The organism is Sphingopyxis sp. (assembly GCF_965279755.1).
Classification (GTDB): Bacteria; Pseudomonadota; Alphaproteobacteria; order Sphingomonadales; family Sphingomonadaceae; genus Sphingopyxis.
In genome coordinates this window covers 2,039,231-2,053,683 of the sequence record NZ_OZ257261.1, presented here as the reverse complement: position 1 = coordinate 2,053,683, position 14,453 = coordinate 2,039,231, and the positions used below count along the sequence as shown (strand labels likewise).

Below are 14,453 nucleotides of genomic sequence, written 5' to 3'. Positions count from 1 at the left end.
AGTGTAGATCGCGATGACCGGCAAACCACTTTCGGGCAAATCGCTTTCGGAGCGTATCGGCGATCTCGGCCACCGGCTGGCGGTCGAGGCGCACGCCGCCTGGCTCGCCGCGCGCGACCCCCGGGTGCCTTGGTACGCCCGCCTGCTGGCGGTCGCGGTCGCCGCCTATGCGCTGTCTCCGATCGACCTGATCCCGGACTTCATCCCGGTGCTCGGCTGGCTCGACGACCTGATCATCGTCCCGCTCGGCCTGATCCTTGTCCGCCGGCTGATACCGGCCGCGCTCTGGACCGAACTCCACGCCGCCGCCGAAGCCGTCAGCGACCGCCCATCGAGCCGCACGGGCATGGCGTTCATCCTGATGCTGTGGGCGGGGCTGCTCTATCTTGTCTATTGGAGCGTGCGGACGTCGCCCTGGCATTGAGGAGCGTGCCATGTCTGCTTAGGGGTGGTGGCGGCTCTTCTCGAGCAACATCTATAAAACGCCCCCTTCAGACGCTCAAATCACCCGGCATTTGAACAAGCGGAACGCCTCGCTAAGGCCCGCTGCATCCAGCGCATCGCCTAATGGGCCGCTCAGGAAAACGGATTGGAACAACATATCGTCGAGCCAGACATCCGGCCCTTTCAATGCCCGACCTGAAACCGCGACATCATCGTCAGCGGGAGTCCAGGGCATTTTCCACCAAAGCCCCTCAATCTTTGGCGCTCTGACGTTTCGTGAGTCTTGGCTCAGAAACGCGGATTTCTTATTTCCGAATATCCAACAGAAATATTCTTTCGGGAGCCGGGTCTCATTGTCACTCTTAAAAACCCCGTCGCTCACCGGGTATAGCGCGCCTCCGCCGAGATCGAACCGACGAAGAATATCCGCAGCAAATTCTGAGACAATCCAGTAGCCTCCTGCAAAAAACAGATCGGGATCGGGATTCCTCGTTTCGAATGCCATGTCATGCTCTTCAACACCCGACGATGCCCAAATTCTGGTGGGAAAAAGATCTTGCGAAACAGATCCGCCGTCCTTGTTTTTCTGATCTGCCTCTACAACGTGCTCTATATTTACATTTGTTCTAACAAAAGCGCCTAGAGAGGCCTCACTATTCAGGATATTGCTAACCCAGACGTGTTCACTCATCGCACCGCCCCTAGGAAATCTCGTCGCGAGATATGAGTACCGTCTGGTCCGAAGCGCTATTCACGCAAGACAGACCGCACCCATCAACATACGGCAACCGTTAGCCACGATGTCTTTCTAATTTCTGATTATTGACCGCTGTCGGGTGCCTCGCAAGTCTCGACAACTGTCGGCCTTCGGTCGTTACCCGCCGTTGCTGCAAATCCACGTCTCGACCACCGGCGCGATCTCGTCACGCCATTTCTTGCCGTTGAAGATGCCGTAATGGCCGACGCTCTTCGCCATCAGGTATTTCTTCTTCTCCGCCGGCAGTGACTTGGCGAGCGTCAGCGCCGCCTTCGTCTGGCCGATCCCCGAAATATCGTCGCGCTCGCCCTCGATCGCGAGGATCGCGATATCCTCGATCTTCGTCAGGTCGACCGGCTTGCCGCGGTGGAGCATCTCGCCCTTCGGCAGCAGGTGGCGCTGGAACACGACGTCGACCGTCTGAAGATAGAATTCGGCGGTCATGTCGCAGACGGCGCGATATTCGTCATAAAATTCCTTGGTCTTGTCGGCGCTCTCGCCGTCGCCCTCGACCAGATGTTTGAACATGCCCCAATGGCTCATCATGTGATTGCCAAGGTTCATCGACATGAAGCCCGCGAGCTGCAGGAACCCCGGATAGACGCGGCGCCCCGCGCCCGGATACCAGGCCGGAACGGTGACGATCACATTTTCCTGGAACCAGGCGTGCGGGCGCGTCATCGCATGTTCGTTGACCGCGGTCGGCGCCTTGCGCGTGTCGATCGGTCCGCCCATCATCGTCAGCGTCTTGGGCCGGCATTTGTGCTTGTCGGCCGCCATGACCGCCGCGGCGGCGAGGCTCGGCACCGAGGGCTGGCATACCGCCAGCATATGGGCGCCCGGCCCGATATGCTCGAGCCACGAGATCAGATAGTCGACATAATCGTCGAGGTCGAACTTGCCCGCTTCCAGCGCCACGTTGCGCGCGTCGCGCCAGTCGGTGATCCACACGTCATGGTCGGGGATCATCCGCTCGACCGTGCCGCGCAGCAGCGTCGCATAATGGCCCGACATCGGCGCGACGATCAGCAGCTTGGGCTTGCCCTCGCTCGCCTTGTGCTTGAAATGCTTGAGCTGGCCAAAGGGTTTGCGCGCCTCGACCTTCTCGGTCACGCGCACCGTTTCGCCCTCGACCACCGCATCATACAATTCGAAGCCCGGCTTGCCGCGCGGTGCCGCAGCGTGCGCGAACACTTCGAGCGCCGAGGCGAAGGCCGGGCTGCCCCCGAAATAGCCGAGCGGGTTCGCGGGATGCTGAATCACCTGCGCCCCTGCGGTCGCCAGTGCGCTCGCCCCCGCGAGCCAGCTCTTCTGCATGTCAAAGGCGTGATACAGCATGTTCAAACTTCCTTGCGTCCGGTGGGGCGCTCTGGCGGCGCCTGCTTCCTGAGCAGTCTAGGGAAACGCTGTCATTGTGCAATGCATCAAAATCATTGCGCGCCCGTTTCGTCGATAATATTATGGGACGGCGGGCACCGTTGCGCCCTTCGGAGCGATTATGTCTGAGATTGCGGGCAACCGCTAACATCCCGGCGAAAGGGATGATGCAAGTGCCGCTGGCCCATGTGTCGGCGCGCCTTTTGTTGCTCGAAAAATCCCGGACATTTCCAATGAATATCTCGAAATCCGAACAGCGCGTGCTGCACGTGCTGGCGCAGGGTGGCATGATCCGTCACCGCCGCGACGAGGACGGCCGCCTGATCGAAGCGCTCTGCTTCACCCGCGACGGCCATATGCTCGAAAGCGGCGGGCTCGGCCTGTTCCGGCGCCTCCGCCGCCGCGGCTTCATCGCCTCGCACGGCGGTGCGCCCTATCGCATCACGCAGGCGGGCCTGCGCGCGGTGCGGGCGCAGCTCGACAACCGCTGAAGCCGGCAACGAGGGAGCGCGAGCGGGTCTCGCGCTCCCTTTACGCAGCCCCGCTTCATGGTCCTTGAAGCCGTGCACCATTCTGCGGCGTTGAGCGGCACCCGCGCGGCTGCTAGGGGCGATGGCAATGGCGACCAAATCCGACCAATCCGCTCCGCCCCGCAAGCTGTCGAGCCTGCGCATGGTCTGGCACTATGCCAGCCGGTATCCGCTCCAGTTGCTGGTCGCGGCGATCGCACTCGGCGTCGCGGCGCTCGCGACACTCGCGATCCCCTATCAGTTCAAGGAAATGATCGATTCGGGGTTCGTCGCCGGCGGCGGCGACGTCAGCCCGCATTTCCGCTTCTTTTACGTGATCGTGGTGATCCTCGCGCTCGCAACCGCAGTGCGCTTCTATTTCGTGAGCTGGCTCGGCGAACGCACCGTCGCCGACATCCGCGAAGCGGTGCAGCGCAACCTCCTCCGCCTCGCTCCCGGCTTCTTCGAGGAAAACCGCCCGTCTGAAATCGCCTCGCGCATGACGTCGGACACCGCAATTATCGAGCAGACCGTCGGCACCACGGTCTCGGTCGCACTGCGCAACACCGTCATGGGGATCGGCGGGATCGTCTATCTCTTCTCGCTCTCGCCCAAGCTGACCTCGGGCATCCTCGTCGGCATTCCTGTAATCATCATGCCGATCGTCCTGCTCGGCCGCCGGCTGCAGAATGTCTCGCGATCGAGCCAGGACCGTGTCGCCGATATCGGCGCGACGACCGCCGAGCAATTGGGCGCGATGAAAATCGTCCAGGCCTTCGGGCAAGAGGCGCGCGAGGCCGACCGTTTCACCAGCGCCGTCGAGAGCAATTTCGCGACCGCAAAGCGCCGCATCCGCCTCCGCGCGACAATGACCGCGATCGTTATCGGTCTTCTCTTCGGCTCGATCACCACCCTTCTCTGGTACGGTGCAGCGGGCGTTGCGGCGGGCACGATCACCGGCGGCACGATCGCCGCTTTCGTGCTGACCGGCGGTCTCGTCGCGGGCGCGTTCGGCGCGCTGACCGAAGTCTATGGCGACCTGCTCCGCGCCGCCGGCGCCGCCGAACGCCTCCATGAACTGCTGATTGCAGAGCCGAGCATCGCCCCGCCCGCCAGCCCGCGCGCATTGCCCGAACCCGCGACCGGCACGCTCGAGTTCGACCATGTCGAGTTCCGCTATCCGACGCGGCCCGATGCTCCGGCACTCCACGATTTCAGCCTCGCGATCCAGCCGCGCGAGACCGTCGCGATCGTCGGCCCCTCGGGCGCCGGCAAATCGACGCTCTTCCAGCTCGCCGAGCGCTTCTACGATCCGCAGGGTGGCCAGATCCGTCTCGACGGCGTGCCGCTGCCCGATCTCGACCCCGCGCATCTCCGCGCCCGCATCGCGATGGTGCCGCAGGAAACGGTGATCTTCGCCGCCTCGGCGCGCGACAATCTTCGCTATGGCAACTGGCTCGCGACCGACGACGAGCTGTGGGACGCCGCGCGCGCCGCCAATGCCGAGGAGTTCCTGCGCAAACTTCCCGACGGGCTCGACACTTTCATGGGCGAAGGCGGTGCGCGCCTTTCGGGCGGCCAGCGCCAGCGCGTCGCGATCGCGCGCGCGCTGCTCCGCCGGGCGCCACTGCTTCTGCTCGATGAAGCAACCTCTGCGCTCGACGCCGAGTCCGAAAAGCTGGTGCAGGACGCGCTCGAAACGCTGATGCACGACCGCACGACGATCGTCATCGCGCACCGTCTCGCGACCGTCCGCGCCGCCGACCGCATCGTGGTGATGGACGATGGCCGCATCGTCGAGGAGGGCAAGCATGACGCGCTCGTCGTCGCCGACGGTCTCTACGCCCGCCTTGCGCGGCTCCAGTTCCAGGACAATCTCGCCGCCGCCTGACCCAGCGATCCTTCAAGGGAAGCCACCATGCCGATCACGATCTACGACCTCACCATACCCGCCTATCAGAACGGCCTTCGCGCGCTGTCCGGCCAGCTCGGCAGGGCGCTCGACTGGGGAGAGCAAAATGGCGTCGGCGAACTGCAGTTCATCGCTTCGCGCCTCGCGCCCGACATGTTCCCGTTTGCCTCGCAGGTCCGCTTTTCCTGCGCCCAAGCGATTCAGGCTGCGACACGCCTCGGCGCCACCGGCGCGCCCGATCTCGGCGAGGATGCGGGCGATTTCGCCGGACTTCAATCCCAGATCGCGGCGACGCTCGCATGGCTCGATGGCCTCGATGCGGGCGCGTTCGGCGATGACGACGGCAGGGCCGTCAGCTTCGACCTGCCCAATGGCATGGTCTTCGACATGACCGCCGCCACATATGTCCGCGACTGGGCGCAGCCGCAATTCTACTTCCATCTCGTCGCCGCCTACGGCATCCTCCGTCACATGGGCGTCCCGCTCGGCAAGGCCGACTATGTCAGCTATTTCACGCAATATCTCCGCCCCGGAACCGCGCCCGCCAGCTAAGCCGGCGGACGCACGCGGCGGCTCAGATCAGCCCGCCATATTGGTGAATGCCCGGGAAGGCGATCTTGCTGCCGCCGTTGCGGCGGATCGCGCCGATCGCCTGATCGACCCGCAGATAGCGCGCCTGCGCGTCGGGTTCGAGCATCAGCGTCGGCTGCTCGGGCCTTTCGGCCGCGGTTTTGACCAACTGGCCGAGCTGGGCCAGATCGACCGCTTCGCCGTTCCAGCGGATGACGTCGCTGGTGTCGATCGTGACCCGGTTTTCGTCGAGGATCTTGCCGTGCCCACCCTCGGTCGGCAGCGTGATATCGACGCTGTGCGTCGGCGGCGGCAGGGTGATGATGAACATCACCAGCATCACCAGCATGACGTCGATCAGCGGCGTCGTGTTGATCGCCGGCTCGCCATTGGGATCGGCCCGGAAAATGCTGCGGTGGAACTTGCTGCGTCTACGCATCCTGTCGCTCCCTGTCGGGCGGCCCGAGGCGCCTCACACGCTCGTCCGCGCTACTGGCGGGGCTACGGCACCCGAACCGCAGTCTCCCGACCGGATATGTTATGGTATAACATTTTTCGGAAGCTGCAAATAAAAAGCGCGCCGGAACGCGGGACGGTCACACAGCGAGGACAAAAAGAAAGGGCGGCACCTTGCGGTACCGCCCCTCTTTGTCTTCCAACCCGAAACCGGGCCTGAAAATCTTAGTTGCCCGAACCCGGGCCGTACTTGATTTCCACGCGACGGTTCTGGTCGTTGCGCACGCCGTCGGCGGTCGCGACAGCCGGACGGCTTTCGCCGAACGCTTCTGCCGAGATGACGCCATCCGAGATGCCGCGAGCGGTCAGGTAGCTGCGGACCGCATCGTTGCGGCGCTGCGACAGGCCGACGTTGTACTTGGCCGAACCCGAACGGTCAGCGTGACCGGCGAGCCAAACCTGCGTACCCGAGCAGCCACGGTTGTAGGCGCTGATCGCGTTGTCCAGCGTCGAAGCGGCTTCCGGCGTGATCGCCGACTGATCCCAGTCGAAATACACGATATACGGTCCGGGCTGGCAAACCGGCGGCGGCGGCGGCGGCGGAGCCACGACCGGCGGCGGCGGCGGCGGAGCCACGACCGGCGGCGGCGGTGCTACGACTTCCGGACCACCGAAGTTGTAGGTCAGCGTGCCGAGGATCGAGTGCGAACGGAAGCGCGTCGAAACGTCGCGACCGACCTGATCGACCAGATCGAGGTTGCTGGCGTTGAAGAAGCGATACTTCAGGCCAACGTCCCAGTTCTTGCTGATCGGAGCGCGAACGCCCGCGATTGCCTGCCAGGCGAAGCCGGTGTCCGAATCGTCAAGGAACGGACCGGCGAAGACGGGTTCGACCGACACGCGGGCGACACCGACACCACCGCCGACGAAGCCCTGAAGGCCATCATCGTCACCGAAGTCAAGCAGGCCGTTGACCATGAAGCTCAGGGCGTTGCTGTCGCCGTTAAGGCGCGGCGAACCCGTGTAGAGCAGGCCAGCGCCGCTCGGAGTCTGCGGAATGCCGGGGGTCACGAACGTGCCACCCTTGATGTCCGCTTCGCGATAGCCGACTTCGACTTCAGCGCGGAAACCACCGAAGTCGTAACCAACGGTGCCTTCGACGTCGTAGCCCTTGCGATGATCGAGCGTACCAGCGTTATTGACAGTGCCAATGTCCAGGTCGAGATCTTCGACCAGCATCACACCACCACCGACACCAACATACCACGAGTTGTCGCGCGCCAGAGCAGGCGACGCCAGGGCAGTGGAGGCCAACGCCACAGCGACGGCAAGCTTCCTCATAGTGAATTCCCCTTTCAATTGAGATATACGTCTCGACAGACGTCCTACCTGTGCCTTTGGTTCCGCGCAAGCTAACAAATCGTCAATCTGTTGCCAAAAAGTCGCACTTGCCATTCGAATAAAGGCAAAATCAGCCTGAAATCAGAAGGCCATGCGCCTCCAGTAACAGAATCAAAGCCGAAATGGCAACACGTGCTTCAGCATCGATTGTGACACCCCCGGCCGGAGTCGAAACGGCCTCCGGTCCGGACCATTCGCCGCCTCGATATCGGAGCACCGCTCCGTCGGAAACCCGAACGGCGCGCGTGCCGGCGCGCGGCGCCACGAACCTCCAGCCGCCATCGCACCAGAGCGCGATGCTGTCGGCCTGCCCGGTCCAGTCGCCGCTCGCACCCGCTGCTACCAGCCAGCACTGCCCGGAATCTGGCGTGGCCGGCGGCGTGGCGATCGGTCCGTCCTCGATCGCAAGATGAACCAGCGCGTCGAGCAGGGTCAGCGCTTCATTATGCGTCACCTCCTTCTGGGCCTGCGCCATCGCGAGCAGCGGCAGGGAAAAGCGTGCGGTTTCCATCGGTTCGGCCATCAAAGCCTCCTCATCAATTCAGCGGCAGGGAAAGCGGCGGGGAGAGGGTGAAGTCGCCGATCTGGCGGATCGAGACGATCGTGGCCGGCGGCAGCACCGCCACCGTCGCGGCGTCGATCACCAGCGATGGTAAGCTGGTCTCCCACGGCCCGACACCCGGAAGCACGGGCATCAAGTCGATGCGCCAGGCCTCGCGGCTCTCGCCGCCTGCAACATCAACATGGTCGCGCCACCCGCTATCGACCCGCGAACATCGCACCCAGCCGATCTCGATCCCGCCATCGCCGGTGCGACGCAATCTGCCATGCACCGGCGCCGGCGGACGCAGCGCCAGCCCCACCGCCGGCACCGCGATTGCGCTGACGGCACTGTCCGTTCGCGACGCCCATTGCAGGATCGCACCGCCGCCTTCGGCCATCCGTGCGAGATCGTCGGGAATCGGAAGCAGAAAAGGATCCTCGACCAGCGCGAACGCTTCCCCCGCCGCATGTGCTGTTGAGTCCGACCCGCAACGCCCGCGCAGCAGGCGCGACAATCGCCAGACGTCGGCGCCGACCATTTCGGCGCGTCCGAACTGCAGCAGCTCGCCGCCCACCATCGCCCGGTTCGCGCCCCCGAGCAGCGCCCGGTCGTCAACCGATTCGAGCGTCATCGACGAATTGACCAGTCTCACCTCGATCGCATTCGCCAGATCCAAAAGCCGGGTCGTCCCCGCGGGCAGCGCCGCATCGAGCATCCCCAGCGCAGCAGCGGGGCGCGCCGAACCAACCGCAATCGGCTCGGCGCCTGCCGCGGGCTGCATCCAGACATCGGCCCCGCGCCAGCCGTCGTTGCTCCCCGCGGCAGCGACGACCAGTCGGGGCGCCGTGGCCGCCGCTCCGCCGATATTTGGCAGGTCGAACAGGCTCACGACCGCGTCGGCATCGGGCCAGTCGGGACTCGTGACCGGGACGCCCGGATCGGCGGCAACCATCTCGACCGGCGCCGGTTGATGCCGCCGCAATTCCAGCATGATATCGGCATCGCGCACCGTGCGCGCCGCGACCTGCCAACGGCTTCCGTCGCCGAACGCGATCAGGCCGCCGACCGGCAGCGCGAGCGCGGCGAGGTCCGCCGACCATAGCAAGGTTTCGCGCCCATCGGCAGCCGACCGCGCCAGCTTCCCGGCGAGCGCGCGCGCCGATCCCGCCGCCAGCACCGCAGGCAGGTCGATACGCTCTTCGCGAACCCCGCCGCCTGCGACGGCCGTCATCTGCTGCCCAAGCTGATAATCGCGCTCGGGCTCATAATGGCGAAGGCGGATTGCGCCCGGCAGCGACGACAGCGGCGCACGGCGCCGCTCGGCGATGTCCGCCGGCGCCGACACGCGCCTGTTCTCCGCAAAATCGTCGAGCGCGAATGTAGCGGCGTCCGGTGCCGGCGCGGCGAGCCGCCACCCTGCCGGATCGCTCGCCAGCCGTGTGCCGTCGATCTCGAACAGCGGCGCCAGCGCATCGCGCACCCTGTCGCCCGACGCCGCATAACCATTGACCGGCCACAGCCCGGCACACCGCTCTGCCTCGCCGAGCAGGCTGTTGCCAACGAAGCCGCTATCGACCGGACCCGCATCGGCCTCGACCTCAAAGGTCAGCGACGGGATGCGGTTGCCGAACGCGCCAAGCTCCAGTTCCTCGAACACCACATAGGCGAGACCCCGAAACGCGCTCGCAGAATCCATTCCGACGGCAGAGGCAATCAGCGGATCGACCGGCTGGTCCTCGCGCCCGTCGTGCCAGCGAAAGACGCAGCGCTCCTGAAACGATCCGCTCGCCCCGCGCAGCAGATTGCCGTCGGCCCAGATGCGGCGGATCGCGCCCACCGGCCGCGACGACAGCGCGACCGCCAGCGACACCGCATAGCTATATTCGGTCGTCGAGGGCCGCCCCTTGCCGCCGCCGCGCTTGTTACGGCGTTCGATCAGGTCGGTCGCCCAGATCACGCTCCCCGCGACGCGCATCGTCCCGAACAGTTTCGGAATCTGTTGACCATAGGTTGAGGCCTGCACCTTCAGGTCGGCGAGCCGCGGCCCCTCGCGCCCCTTGGGCTTGAAGATCGCCGCATCGATCTGCTGGCCCACCGCCGCGCCGATCGCCGCTCCTACCGGCCCGCCCACGATCCCGCCGACCACCGTCAGCACCAGAGTTGCCATGATTGTCCCCCTGTCATTCGAACCGCCAGCGCGTGGCGTCTGCAAACCCGTCGTCCGGCGGCGTTTCGACAACCCGCCGCAAGCCGGCATGCGCGTGCACCATCCGGTCCCCGCCGATCAGCCCGAGATGAAATTGCCCCGCGGGCAGCGCGATCAGCGCCACATCGCCATCGCGGACATCGGTCACGACGCGAAATCCCGCCGCCGCCAGCGCAGCGACAATCCGCTCCTCGTTCCACCCGCGCAGCGGATAATCGCGCGGCGCCCGCAGCATGCACCCCGCCCTCGCATAGGCCGCCCACACCAGCCCCACGCAGTCGAGACCCGTCCCCGGATCGCGCCCCTGCGGCCGGAACCGCGCCCCGACCATCGCCCGCGCCGCCGCGAGGGCACGCGCGCCGATATCGTCAGCCACCCGGGTAGCGCGTCAACAGATCATTGCCCGGCAGATGCGCCTCGCCGCGAAAATTGACTGCATTGGCAAAGCGCGCCCGGCACGTCGAAAGCTGCTTGTCGCACCCCTCAACCAGCCGCACGCGCAGCGGTAGCGGCGGCAGCACCGGCGGCATCTCGGCCAGGGTGAGCGTATCGCCGTCCGCGCCGATTACCGGACTCGCCAGCCCGCAGACCGCGCCTTCCAGCCAGCCAAGCTCGCCGAACGTCATCACGCCGGGCGCGAGCGGCGTATCGAGCGTCACTGTCCGTTCCTCCGCCGCGACCACACGCCGGACATGCGTGCGACCCGCCAGATCGACACGGCACGCCGGATCGCCCAGCATCGCGCGGCACGAGGGCGAAGTCGCTGGGCATGCCGGCTGGTCGAGTGCGCGCGTCACGCCTTGCAACTCCACGGTAAACGCCGCGCCGCGTCGCTCGACCGCGCCTAGCGACCCGCGCGCGACGGTCACCGGCTCCGCGTCAGGCGCGGTCCAGTCGGTCACGAACAGCGTCAGCTCCGCCCCGTCCCAGCGCCCCGCATCGAGATCGGCGGCCGCAATCGCCTCGCTGCTGACCGCACCTTCCAGATCCATCGTGCTTGCGTCGAGGCTATCGCTCGTCTCCAGCGCCGAAGGCTTCATCCCCGGCGCCGCGCGATAGGGCACGCCCCCCACGATCAGGTCGCGGTCGTGCGAGGTCAGTCCGATCACCACCCCGTCGCGCCGCGACAATCGCCAGCACCAGGCGAGCGACACCAGCTCTTCGCGCAGCCAGTCCGGAGCGCTCACCATGGCGCCCGCACCTCGACCAGCGGGACGCTGGCAATCTCGCCCGCCAGAAAGGTCGCGCGGCTCACCTCGAGCCGGTCCTCGGCGAAACGCACCGCGACGTTGAACAGAAAACCCGCGCGCACCGCCACGCCATCAGACGGCGGCACATCCAGCAGCACCTCGCCGTCCCCGGTCACCACAAAAGCGGCCGTCTCGATCCCGTCGACCGACACGCGCACGCTCTCTTCGACCGGCAGGCGTATGCTGCGAACCTGTTCGGCGTCCCCCACGCCATAGCGCTTCACCAGCGCGAACTGACGACGCACCCCGTCGCCCAGCTCGAGCAGTTGGTCTCCCGGCCCCGGCAACCCGCCATCGCCGGCCGAGCTGCAGTCAAACAGATCGCGAAAGCGGAACGCCCGCGCCGCCCCGCGCCGCGCCCGGAAGAAGTCGGCGAGCGTCCGCACGTCGGCTTCCGACCGCACCCCTGGACCCGCATCATAGCGCATCCGCGCCTCGGCCCATTCGCTCGCGCGCTGCTCGTGCCCCGACGGCGAACGGACGACCTGTGTGGAAAATTCGGTCAGCGCCGTCGCCTCGCGCCCGATCGCCAGCGGAAAATCGACCGCATCGAAAGCCTGCACATCATCCTCCCCGTCGAACGCCACAAACCCGTCGCGCGCCACCTGCGGCAACGCCCAGACGAAGGTCCGCGCCACATCGCGCCGCGCCGCGTCGGCCGCATCGGCAATCGCTGCCCATTGCGCGCGCTCCTCGGCGCGAAGCACAAAGCCCGAAAAATAATGCTGCGCCTCAACCGGATAGCCGAGCCGCACCGCCATCGCCGTCCGCGCGCCCGCGGTCGCGCCGCCGCGCCCGCCGGTCACCCAGTCATAATCCTCGAGCTGCAGCACATCGAACGCGGGCGCGGCCCAGCCCATCGGCACATTGGCGCGGCGAAGCTCGGGCGCGGCGGGGTCGAGCACGGTCGGCAGATAGACGAGCAGATGGCTCGTCACCGCCCCGCCCGCCTCGTCGCGCGCCGCCGCGACCAGCGCATCGGTCGACGCCGACAGCAGCGCCCCCAGCGCATCGAGCATCGCCCGCTGCGGTGCCGTCAGGCACCCGCGCACATCGCCAATCGCCACGCTGGCGCTGCCCAGCGCCGCCGTGGTCGCGGCGTCATAGGCGCAAATCCGTCCGCCGTCCGCGACCCACCACCATGGCTCGCCCACCTGGAATTTTACCGCCATCCCCGCCTCGACCGCCAGCCCCACAAACGCCCGCGCGACAAGCTGCACCCAGCCCATCGCCTCGTCATTCGCAGGCGACAACAAAGTCGACGGCGGCTCCCAACCGGTCAGCGCCGGCGCGCCATCGGCGTCGCGCTGCTTCCAGCCTTCGGGGCAATAGGCGTCGAACAATTCATAGGAGAGCGACCAGATCAGCCCCAGCCCCGCCGCCGCGCATTCCCCTGCAAACGCCCGGTGCCACGCCATGCACGGCGCATTGATCGCCCCGCCCGCGACGCTCGTCCGAAAGGCATCGCCATCGGCCGCGAGCCGCATATAATGACTCATCCCGACATAATGGACGACGTCGCCGCGATAGCCGAGCTGGACGATCTGCCGCACCACGCGGGCGGGCGTCAGATGATAGACATCGTCATAGCCGTTCGCGATCCCCAGACCCTGTTCGGGCAGCACGGCATCGCCGACCGCCAGCACCGATCCCGACCCGGCAGCCGCGATGCCGCGCATCTCGGCCCAGCCCTCCGCCGGCGCCGCGAGTCCGCCCGATCCGCCGTCATAACCCGGCGGCACCAGCGAAATGAACATCCGGTCGACATCGCCCGCCCACACCGGGTCGGCCTCGCCGGGGTGCAGGAAACCGCCCGCCAGATTGTCGAAATCCAGACTGACGATCGCCTCCTCGCCCGTCCCGACGGCATAATTCCACAGCCTTACATACCAGGCGCGCGGGCTCCCCGCCGCGTCGCGCCCCTCGATCGTCAAGGTCGGCCCGTGCAGCGCGTCGAGCGGCTTCACCCCGCCCGATCGCCAGCGGAAGCTCAGCTGCGTGTGCCGGAAATCGCGCTTCGTCTCATAGCCGAGCAGCACATGATCCCAGCGGTCCACAGCCTCCCATATCAGTCCCGCCAGATCCTGCTTCCGGTAAAAGACCGCCTCGACCCGCAGCGCGTCGGGCGCGGTCGTCACCACGCTCGCCATCATCGGCCGCGCGAAATCGACCGTCCAGAAACGCGGGTCGAAGCGCTTCAGCCAGCTCTTGCGATGATGCGGCTCGGCCGCCGCGAGCAGCGCCCAGCCCATCAGTCTTCACCCGCCGCAACGGCACGCCGAACCGCGCGCGCCAACTGCCGTCCGGTCTGCGTCAACCGCTGCGGCTCGCTCGCCGCCTGCCCCTGCACATTCACTGTGATTGCGATATTGCGCACTGTGCCGCCAGCCGCCTCGACCCGCCCGCTCGCGGTCGGCACGAACAGCTCGGGCCCGCGCTCGCCGACGCGATAGGCACGCCCCGCGCTCACCGGCCCACCCGTCGCGCGGCCCGGCGCGCCGAACAGCGCCATCGCGATCGAGGTGCCGAGCGACAGCAGCCCGCCTCCACCGCTCGCCCCCGATCCGCCGCCCGTCGCCGCACCGATCCCGTTCGAAATTGCGGCGCGCGCGATGTCGGCCATCACCGACATCGCCAGCCGCTTCAGATCCTCGAACCCCAGCTTGCCGTTCAGGATCGCGCGCGTCAGCGCCCGCTCGATCCCGCGTCCCGCCGCGTCGGCGCCCGCCACCAGCGGCCCCTCCAGCTCGCCGCGCAGCGCCGCGATCTCGCGCCGGAAAGCGCCCGTGTCGGCGCGCACCGCCACGACCATCTCTTCGATCTCATCCATCGGGAAATTGCTCCATCATCGCCGCCAGCCCCATCCGGTCCAGCCCGCCGTCGCCGCGACCCTCGCGCCACGCCGCCAGCACCGCGGCGACGTCGGCGGGCGTCGCCATCCAGAAATCATCGGGCCGCCAGCCCAGAACGCGCGCCGTCACCCCCGCCAGCACCAATGCGGCGGAACCGAAGCCTTCCTCCGTCACG

15 protein-coding genes are annotated in these 14,453 nt (G+C 66.7%); 4 read left to right on the top strand and 11 right to left on the bottom strand.

Features of this window, described 5'->3' with window-relative positions:
• The first annotated feature begins 13 nt into the window (after nucleotides 1–13).
• On the top strand, nucleotides 14–424 hold the full coding sequence (locus ACQY80_RS10080) for a YkvA family protein (RefSeq protein ID WP_428678837.1): 411 nt from the start codon (nucleotides 14–16) through the stop codon (nucleotides 422–424).
• A 75-nt stretch (nucleotides 425–499) separates the two neighbouring features.
• On the opposite strand, the gene ACQY80_RS10075 is transcribed toward ACQY80_RS10080, so the two are convergent.
• Together ACQY80_RS10075 and ACQY80_RS10070 are read right to left on the bottom strand one after the other, a co-directional pair.
• On the bottom strand, nucleotides 500–1,135 hold the full coding sequence (locus tag ACQY80_RS10075; RefSeq protein ID WP_428678835.1) for a hypothetical protein: 636 nt from the start codon (nucleotides 1,133–1,135) through the stop codon (nucleotides 500–502).
• A gap of 183 nt (nucleotides 1,136–1,318) precedes the next feature.
• On the bottom strand, nucleotides 1,319–2,539 hold the full coding sequence (locus tag ACQY80_RS10070; RefSeq protein WP_428678832.1) for a polyhydroxyalkanoate depolymerase: 1,221 nt from the start codon (nucleotides 2,537–2,539) through the stop codon (nucleotides 1,319–1,321).
• Between the two features lie 272 nt (nucleotides 2,540–2,811).
• On the opposite strand from ACQY80_RS10070, the gene ACQY80_RS10065 reads away from it, so the two are divergent.
• The 3 genes from ACQY80_RS10065 to ACQY80_RS10055 all read left to right on the top strand — a co-directional run bounded on the left by ACQY80_RS10065 (nucleotide 2,812) and on the right by ACQY80_RS10055 (nucleotide 5,551).
• The gene (locus tag ACQY80_RS10065) at nucleotides 2,812–3,069 is read left to right on the top strand and encodes a YjhX family toxin (RefSeq protein ID WP_428678829.1); all 258 of its coding nucleotides are present in this window, start codon (nucleotides 2,812–2,814) and stop codon (nucleotides 3,067–3,069) included.
• Nucleotides 3,070–3,196: 127 nt separating this feature from the next.
• Nucleotides 3,197–4,978: an ABC transporter transmembrane domain-containing protein gene (locus ACQY80_RS10060; protein ID WP_428678827.1), complete on the top strand. Its 1,782-nt coding sequence runs from the start codon at nucleotides 3,197–3,199 to the stop codon at nucleotides 4,976–4,978.
• Nucleotides 4,979–5,005: 27 nt separating this feature from the next.
• Entirely contained in the window at nucleotides 5,006–5,551 is a 546-nt protein-coding gene (locus tag ACQY80_RS10055) for a DUF1993 domain-containing protein (RefSeq protein WP_428678824.1), read from the top strand.
• Nucleotides 5,552–5,573: 22 nt separating this feature from the next.
• Here ACQY80_RS10055 and ACQY80_RS10050 read toward each other — a convergent pair whose 3' ends face one another.
• The 9 genes from ACQY80_RS10050 to ACQY80_RS10010 all read right to left on the bottom strand — a co-directional run bounded on the left by ACQY80_RS10050 (nucleotide 5,574) and on the right by ACQY80_RS10010 (nucleotide 14,452).
• Nucleotides 5,574–6,008 (bottom strand): ExbD/TolR family protein, encoded by a 435-nt coding sequence (locus ACQY80_RS10050; protein WP_428678821.1) that lies wholly within the window; start codon nucleotides 6,006–6,008, stop codon nucleotides 5,574–5,576.
• Nucleotides 6,009–6,250: 242 nt separating this feature from the next.
• Nucleotides 6,251–7,366 carry an OmpA family protein gene (locus tag ACQY80_RS10045; protein ID WP_428678819.1) on the bottom strand — a complete coding sequence of 372 codons (1,116 nt, stop codon included), beginning with the start codon at nucleotides 7,364–7,366 and terminating at the stop codon, nucleotides 6,251–6,253.
• A gap of 130 nt (nucleotides 7,367–7,496) precedes the next feature.
• A complete protein-coding gene (locus tag ACQY80_RS10040) occupies nucleotides 7,497–7,949 on the bottom strand; it encodes a DUF2793 domain-containing protein (protein ID WP_428678817.1) in 453 nt (150 codons plus the stop codon).
• Nucleotides 7,950–7,962: 13 nt separating this feature from the next.
• The gene (locus ACQY80_RS10035; RefSeq protein ID WP_428678814.1) at nucleotides 7,963–10,137 is read right to left on the bottom strand and encodes a phage tail baseplate protein; all 2,175 of its coding nucleotides are present in this window, start codon (nucleotides 10,135–10,137) and stop codon (nucleotides 7,963–7,965) included.
• A gap of 13 nt (nucleotides 10,138–10,150) precedes the next feature.
• Nucleotides 10,151–10,552, bottom strand: a complete 402-nt coding sequence (locus ACQY80_RS10030; protein ID WP_428678812.1) for an NlpC/P60 family protein — start codon at nucleotides 10,550–10,552, stop codon at nucleotides 10,151–10,153.
• Nucleotides 10,545–11,366 (bottom strand): DUF2163 domain-containing protein, encoded by an 822-nt coding sequence (locus ACQY80_RS10025; RefSeq protein WP_428678810.1) that lies wholly within the window; start codon nucleotides 11,364–11,366, stop codon nucleotides 10,545–10,547. Before ACQY80_RS10025 ends, ACQY80_RS10030 begins: the two co-directional genes overlap by 8 nt.
• A complete protein-coding gene (locus ACQY80_RS10020; RefSeq protein WP_428678807.1) occupies nucleotides 11,360–13,678 on the bottom strand; it encodes a DUF2460 domain-containing protein in 2,319 nt (772 codons plus the stop codon). The genes ACQY80_RS10025 and ACQY80_RS10020 overlap by 7 nt, the downstream gene beginning before the upstream one ends.
• Nucleotides 13,678–14,256 (bottom strand): tail tape measure protein, encoded by a 579-nt coding sequence (locus ACQY80_RS10015; protein ID WP_428678805.1) that lies wholly within the window; start codon nucleotides 14,254–14,256, stop codon nucleotides 13,678–13,680. The genes ACQY80_RS10020 and ACQY80_RS10015 overlap by 1 nt, the downstream gene beginning before the upstream one ends.
• Complete coding sequence (locus ACQY80_RS10010) at nucleotides 14,249–14,452, bottom strand: phage tail assembly chaperone (RefSeq protein WP_428678803.1); 204 nt, start codon at nucleotides 14,450–14,452, stop codon at nucleotides 14,249–14,251. Before ACQY80_RS10010 ends, ACQY80_RS10015 begins: the two co-directional genes overlap by 8 nt.
• Nucleotide 14,453: the final 1 nt, after the last annotated feature.

Excerpts from the sequence above, each read along its gene's own strand:
- ACQY80_RS10080 (WP_428678837.1), top strand. The coding sequence starts at position 14 with ATGACCGGCAAACCACTTTCGGGCAAATCGCTTTCGGAGCGTATCGGC.
- ACQY80_RS10075 (WP_428678835.1), bottom strand. The coding sequence starts at position 1,135 with ATGAGTGAACACGTCTGGGTTAGCAATATCCTGAATAGTGAGGCCTCT.
- ACQY80_RS10070 (WP_428678832.1), bottom strand. The coding sequence starts at position 2,539 with ATGCTGTATCACGCCTTTGACATGCAGAAGAGCTGGCTCGCGGGGGCG.
- ACQY80_RS10065 (WP_428678829.1), top strand. The coding sequence starts at position 2,812 with ATGAATATCTCGAAATCCGAACAGCGCGTGCTGCACGTGCTGGCGCAG.
- ACQY80_RS10060 (WP_428678827.1), top strand. The coding sequence starts at position 3,197 with ATGGCGACCAAATCCGACCAATCCGCTCCGCCCCGCAAGCTGTCGAGC.
- ACQY80_RS10055 (WP_428678824.1), top strand. The coding sequence starts at position 5,006 with ATGCCGATCACGATCTACGACCTCACCATACCCGCCTATCAGAACGGC.
- ACQY80_RS10050 (WP_428678821.1), bottom strand. The coding sequence starts at position 6,008 with ATGCGTAGACGCAGCAAGTTCCACCGCAGCATTTTCCGGGCCGATCCC.
- ACQY80_RS10045 (WP_428678819.1), bottom strand. The coding sequence starts at position 7,366 with ATGAGGAAGCTTGCCGTCGCTGTGGCGTTGGCCTCCACTGCCCTGGCG.
- ACQY80_RS10040 (WP_428678817.1), bottom strand. The coding sequence starts at position 7,949 with ATGGCCGAACCGATGGAAACCGCACGCTTTTCCCTGCCGCTGCTCGCG.
- ACQY80_RS10035 (WP_428678814.1), bottom strand. The coding sequence starts at position 10,137 with ATGGCAACTCTGGTGCTGACGGTGGTCGGCGGGATCGTGGGCGGGCCG.
- ACQY80_RS10025 (WP_428678810.1), bottom strand. The coding sequence starts at position 11,366 with ATGGTGAGCGCTCCGGACTGGCTGCGCGAAGAGCTGGTGTCGCTCGCC.
- ACQY80_RS10020 (WP_428678807.1), bottom strand. The coding sequence starts at position 13,678 with ATGGGCTGGGCGCTGCTCGCGGCGGCCGAGCCGCATCATCGCAAGAGC.
- ACQY80_RS10015 (WP_428678805.1), bottom strand. The coding sequence starts at position 14,256 with ATGGATGAGATCGAAGAGATGGTCGTGGCGGTGCGCGCCGACACGGGC.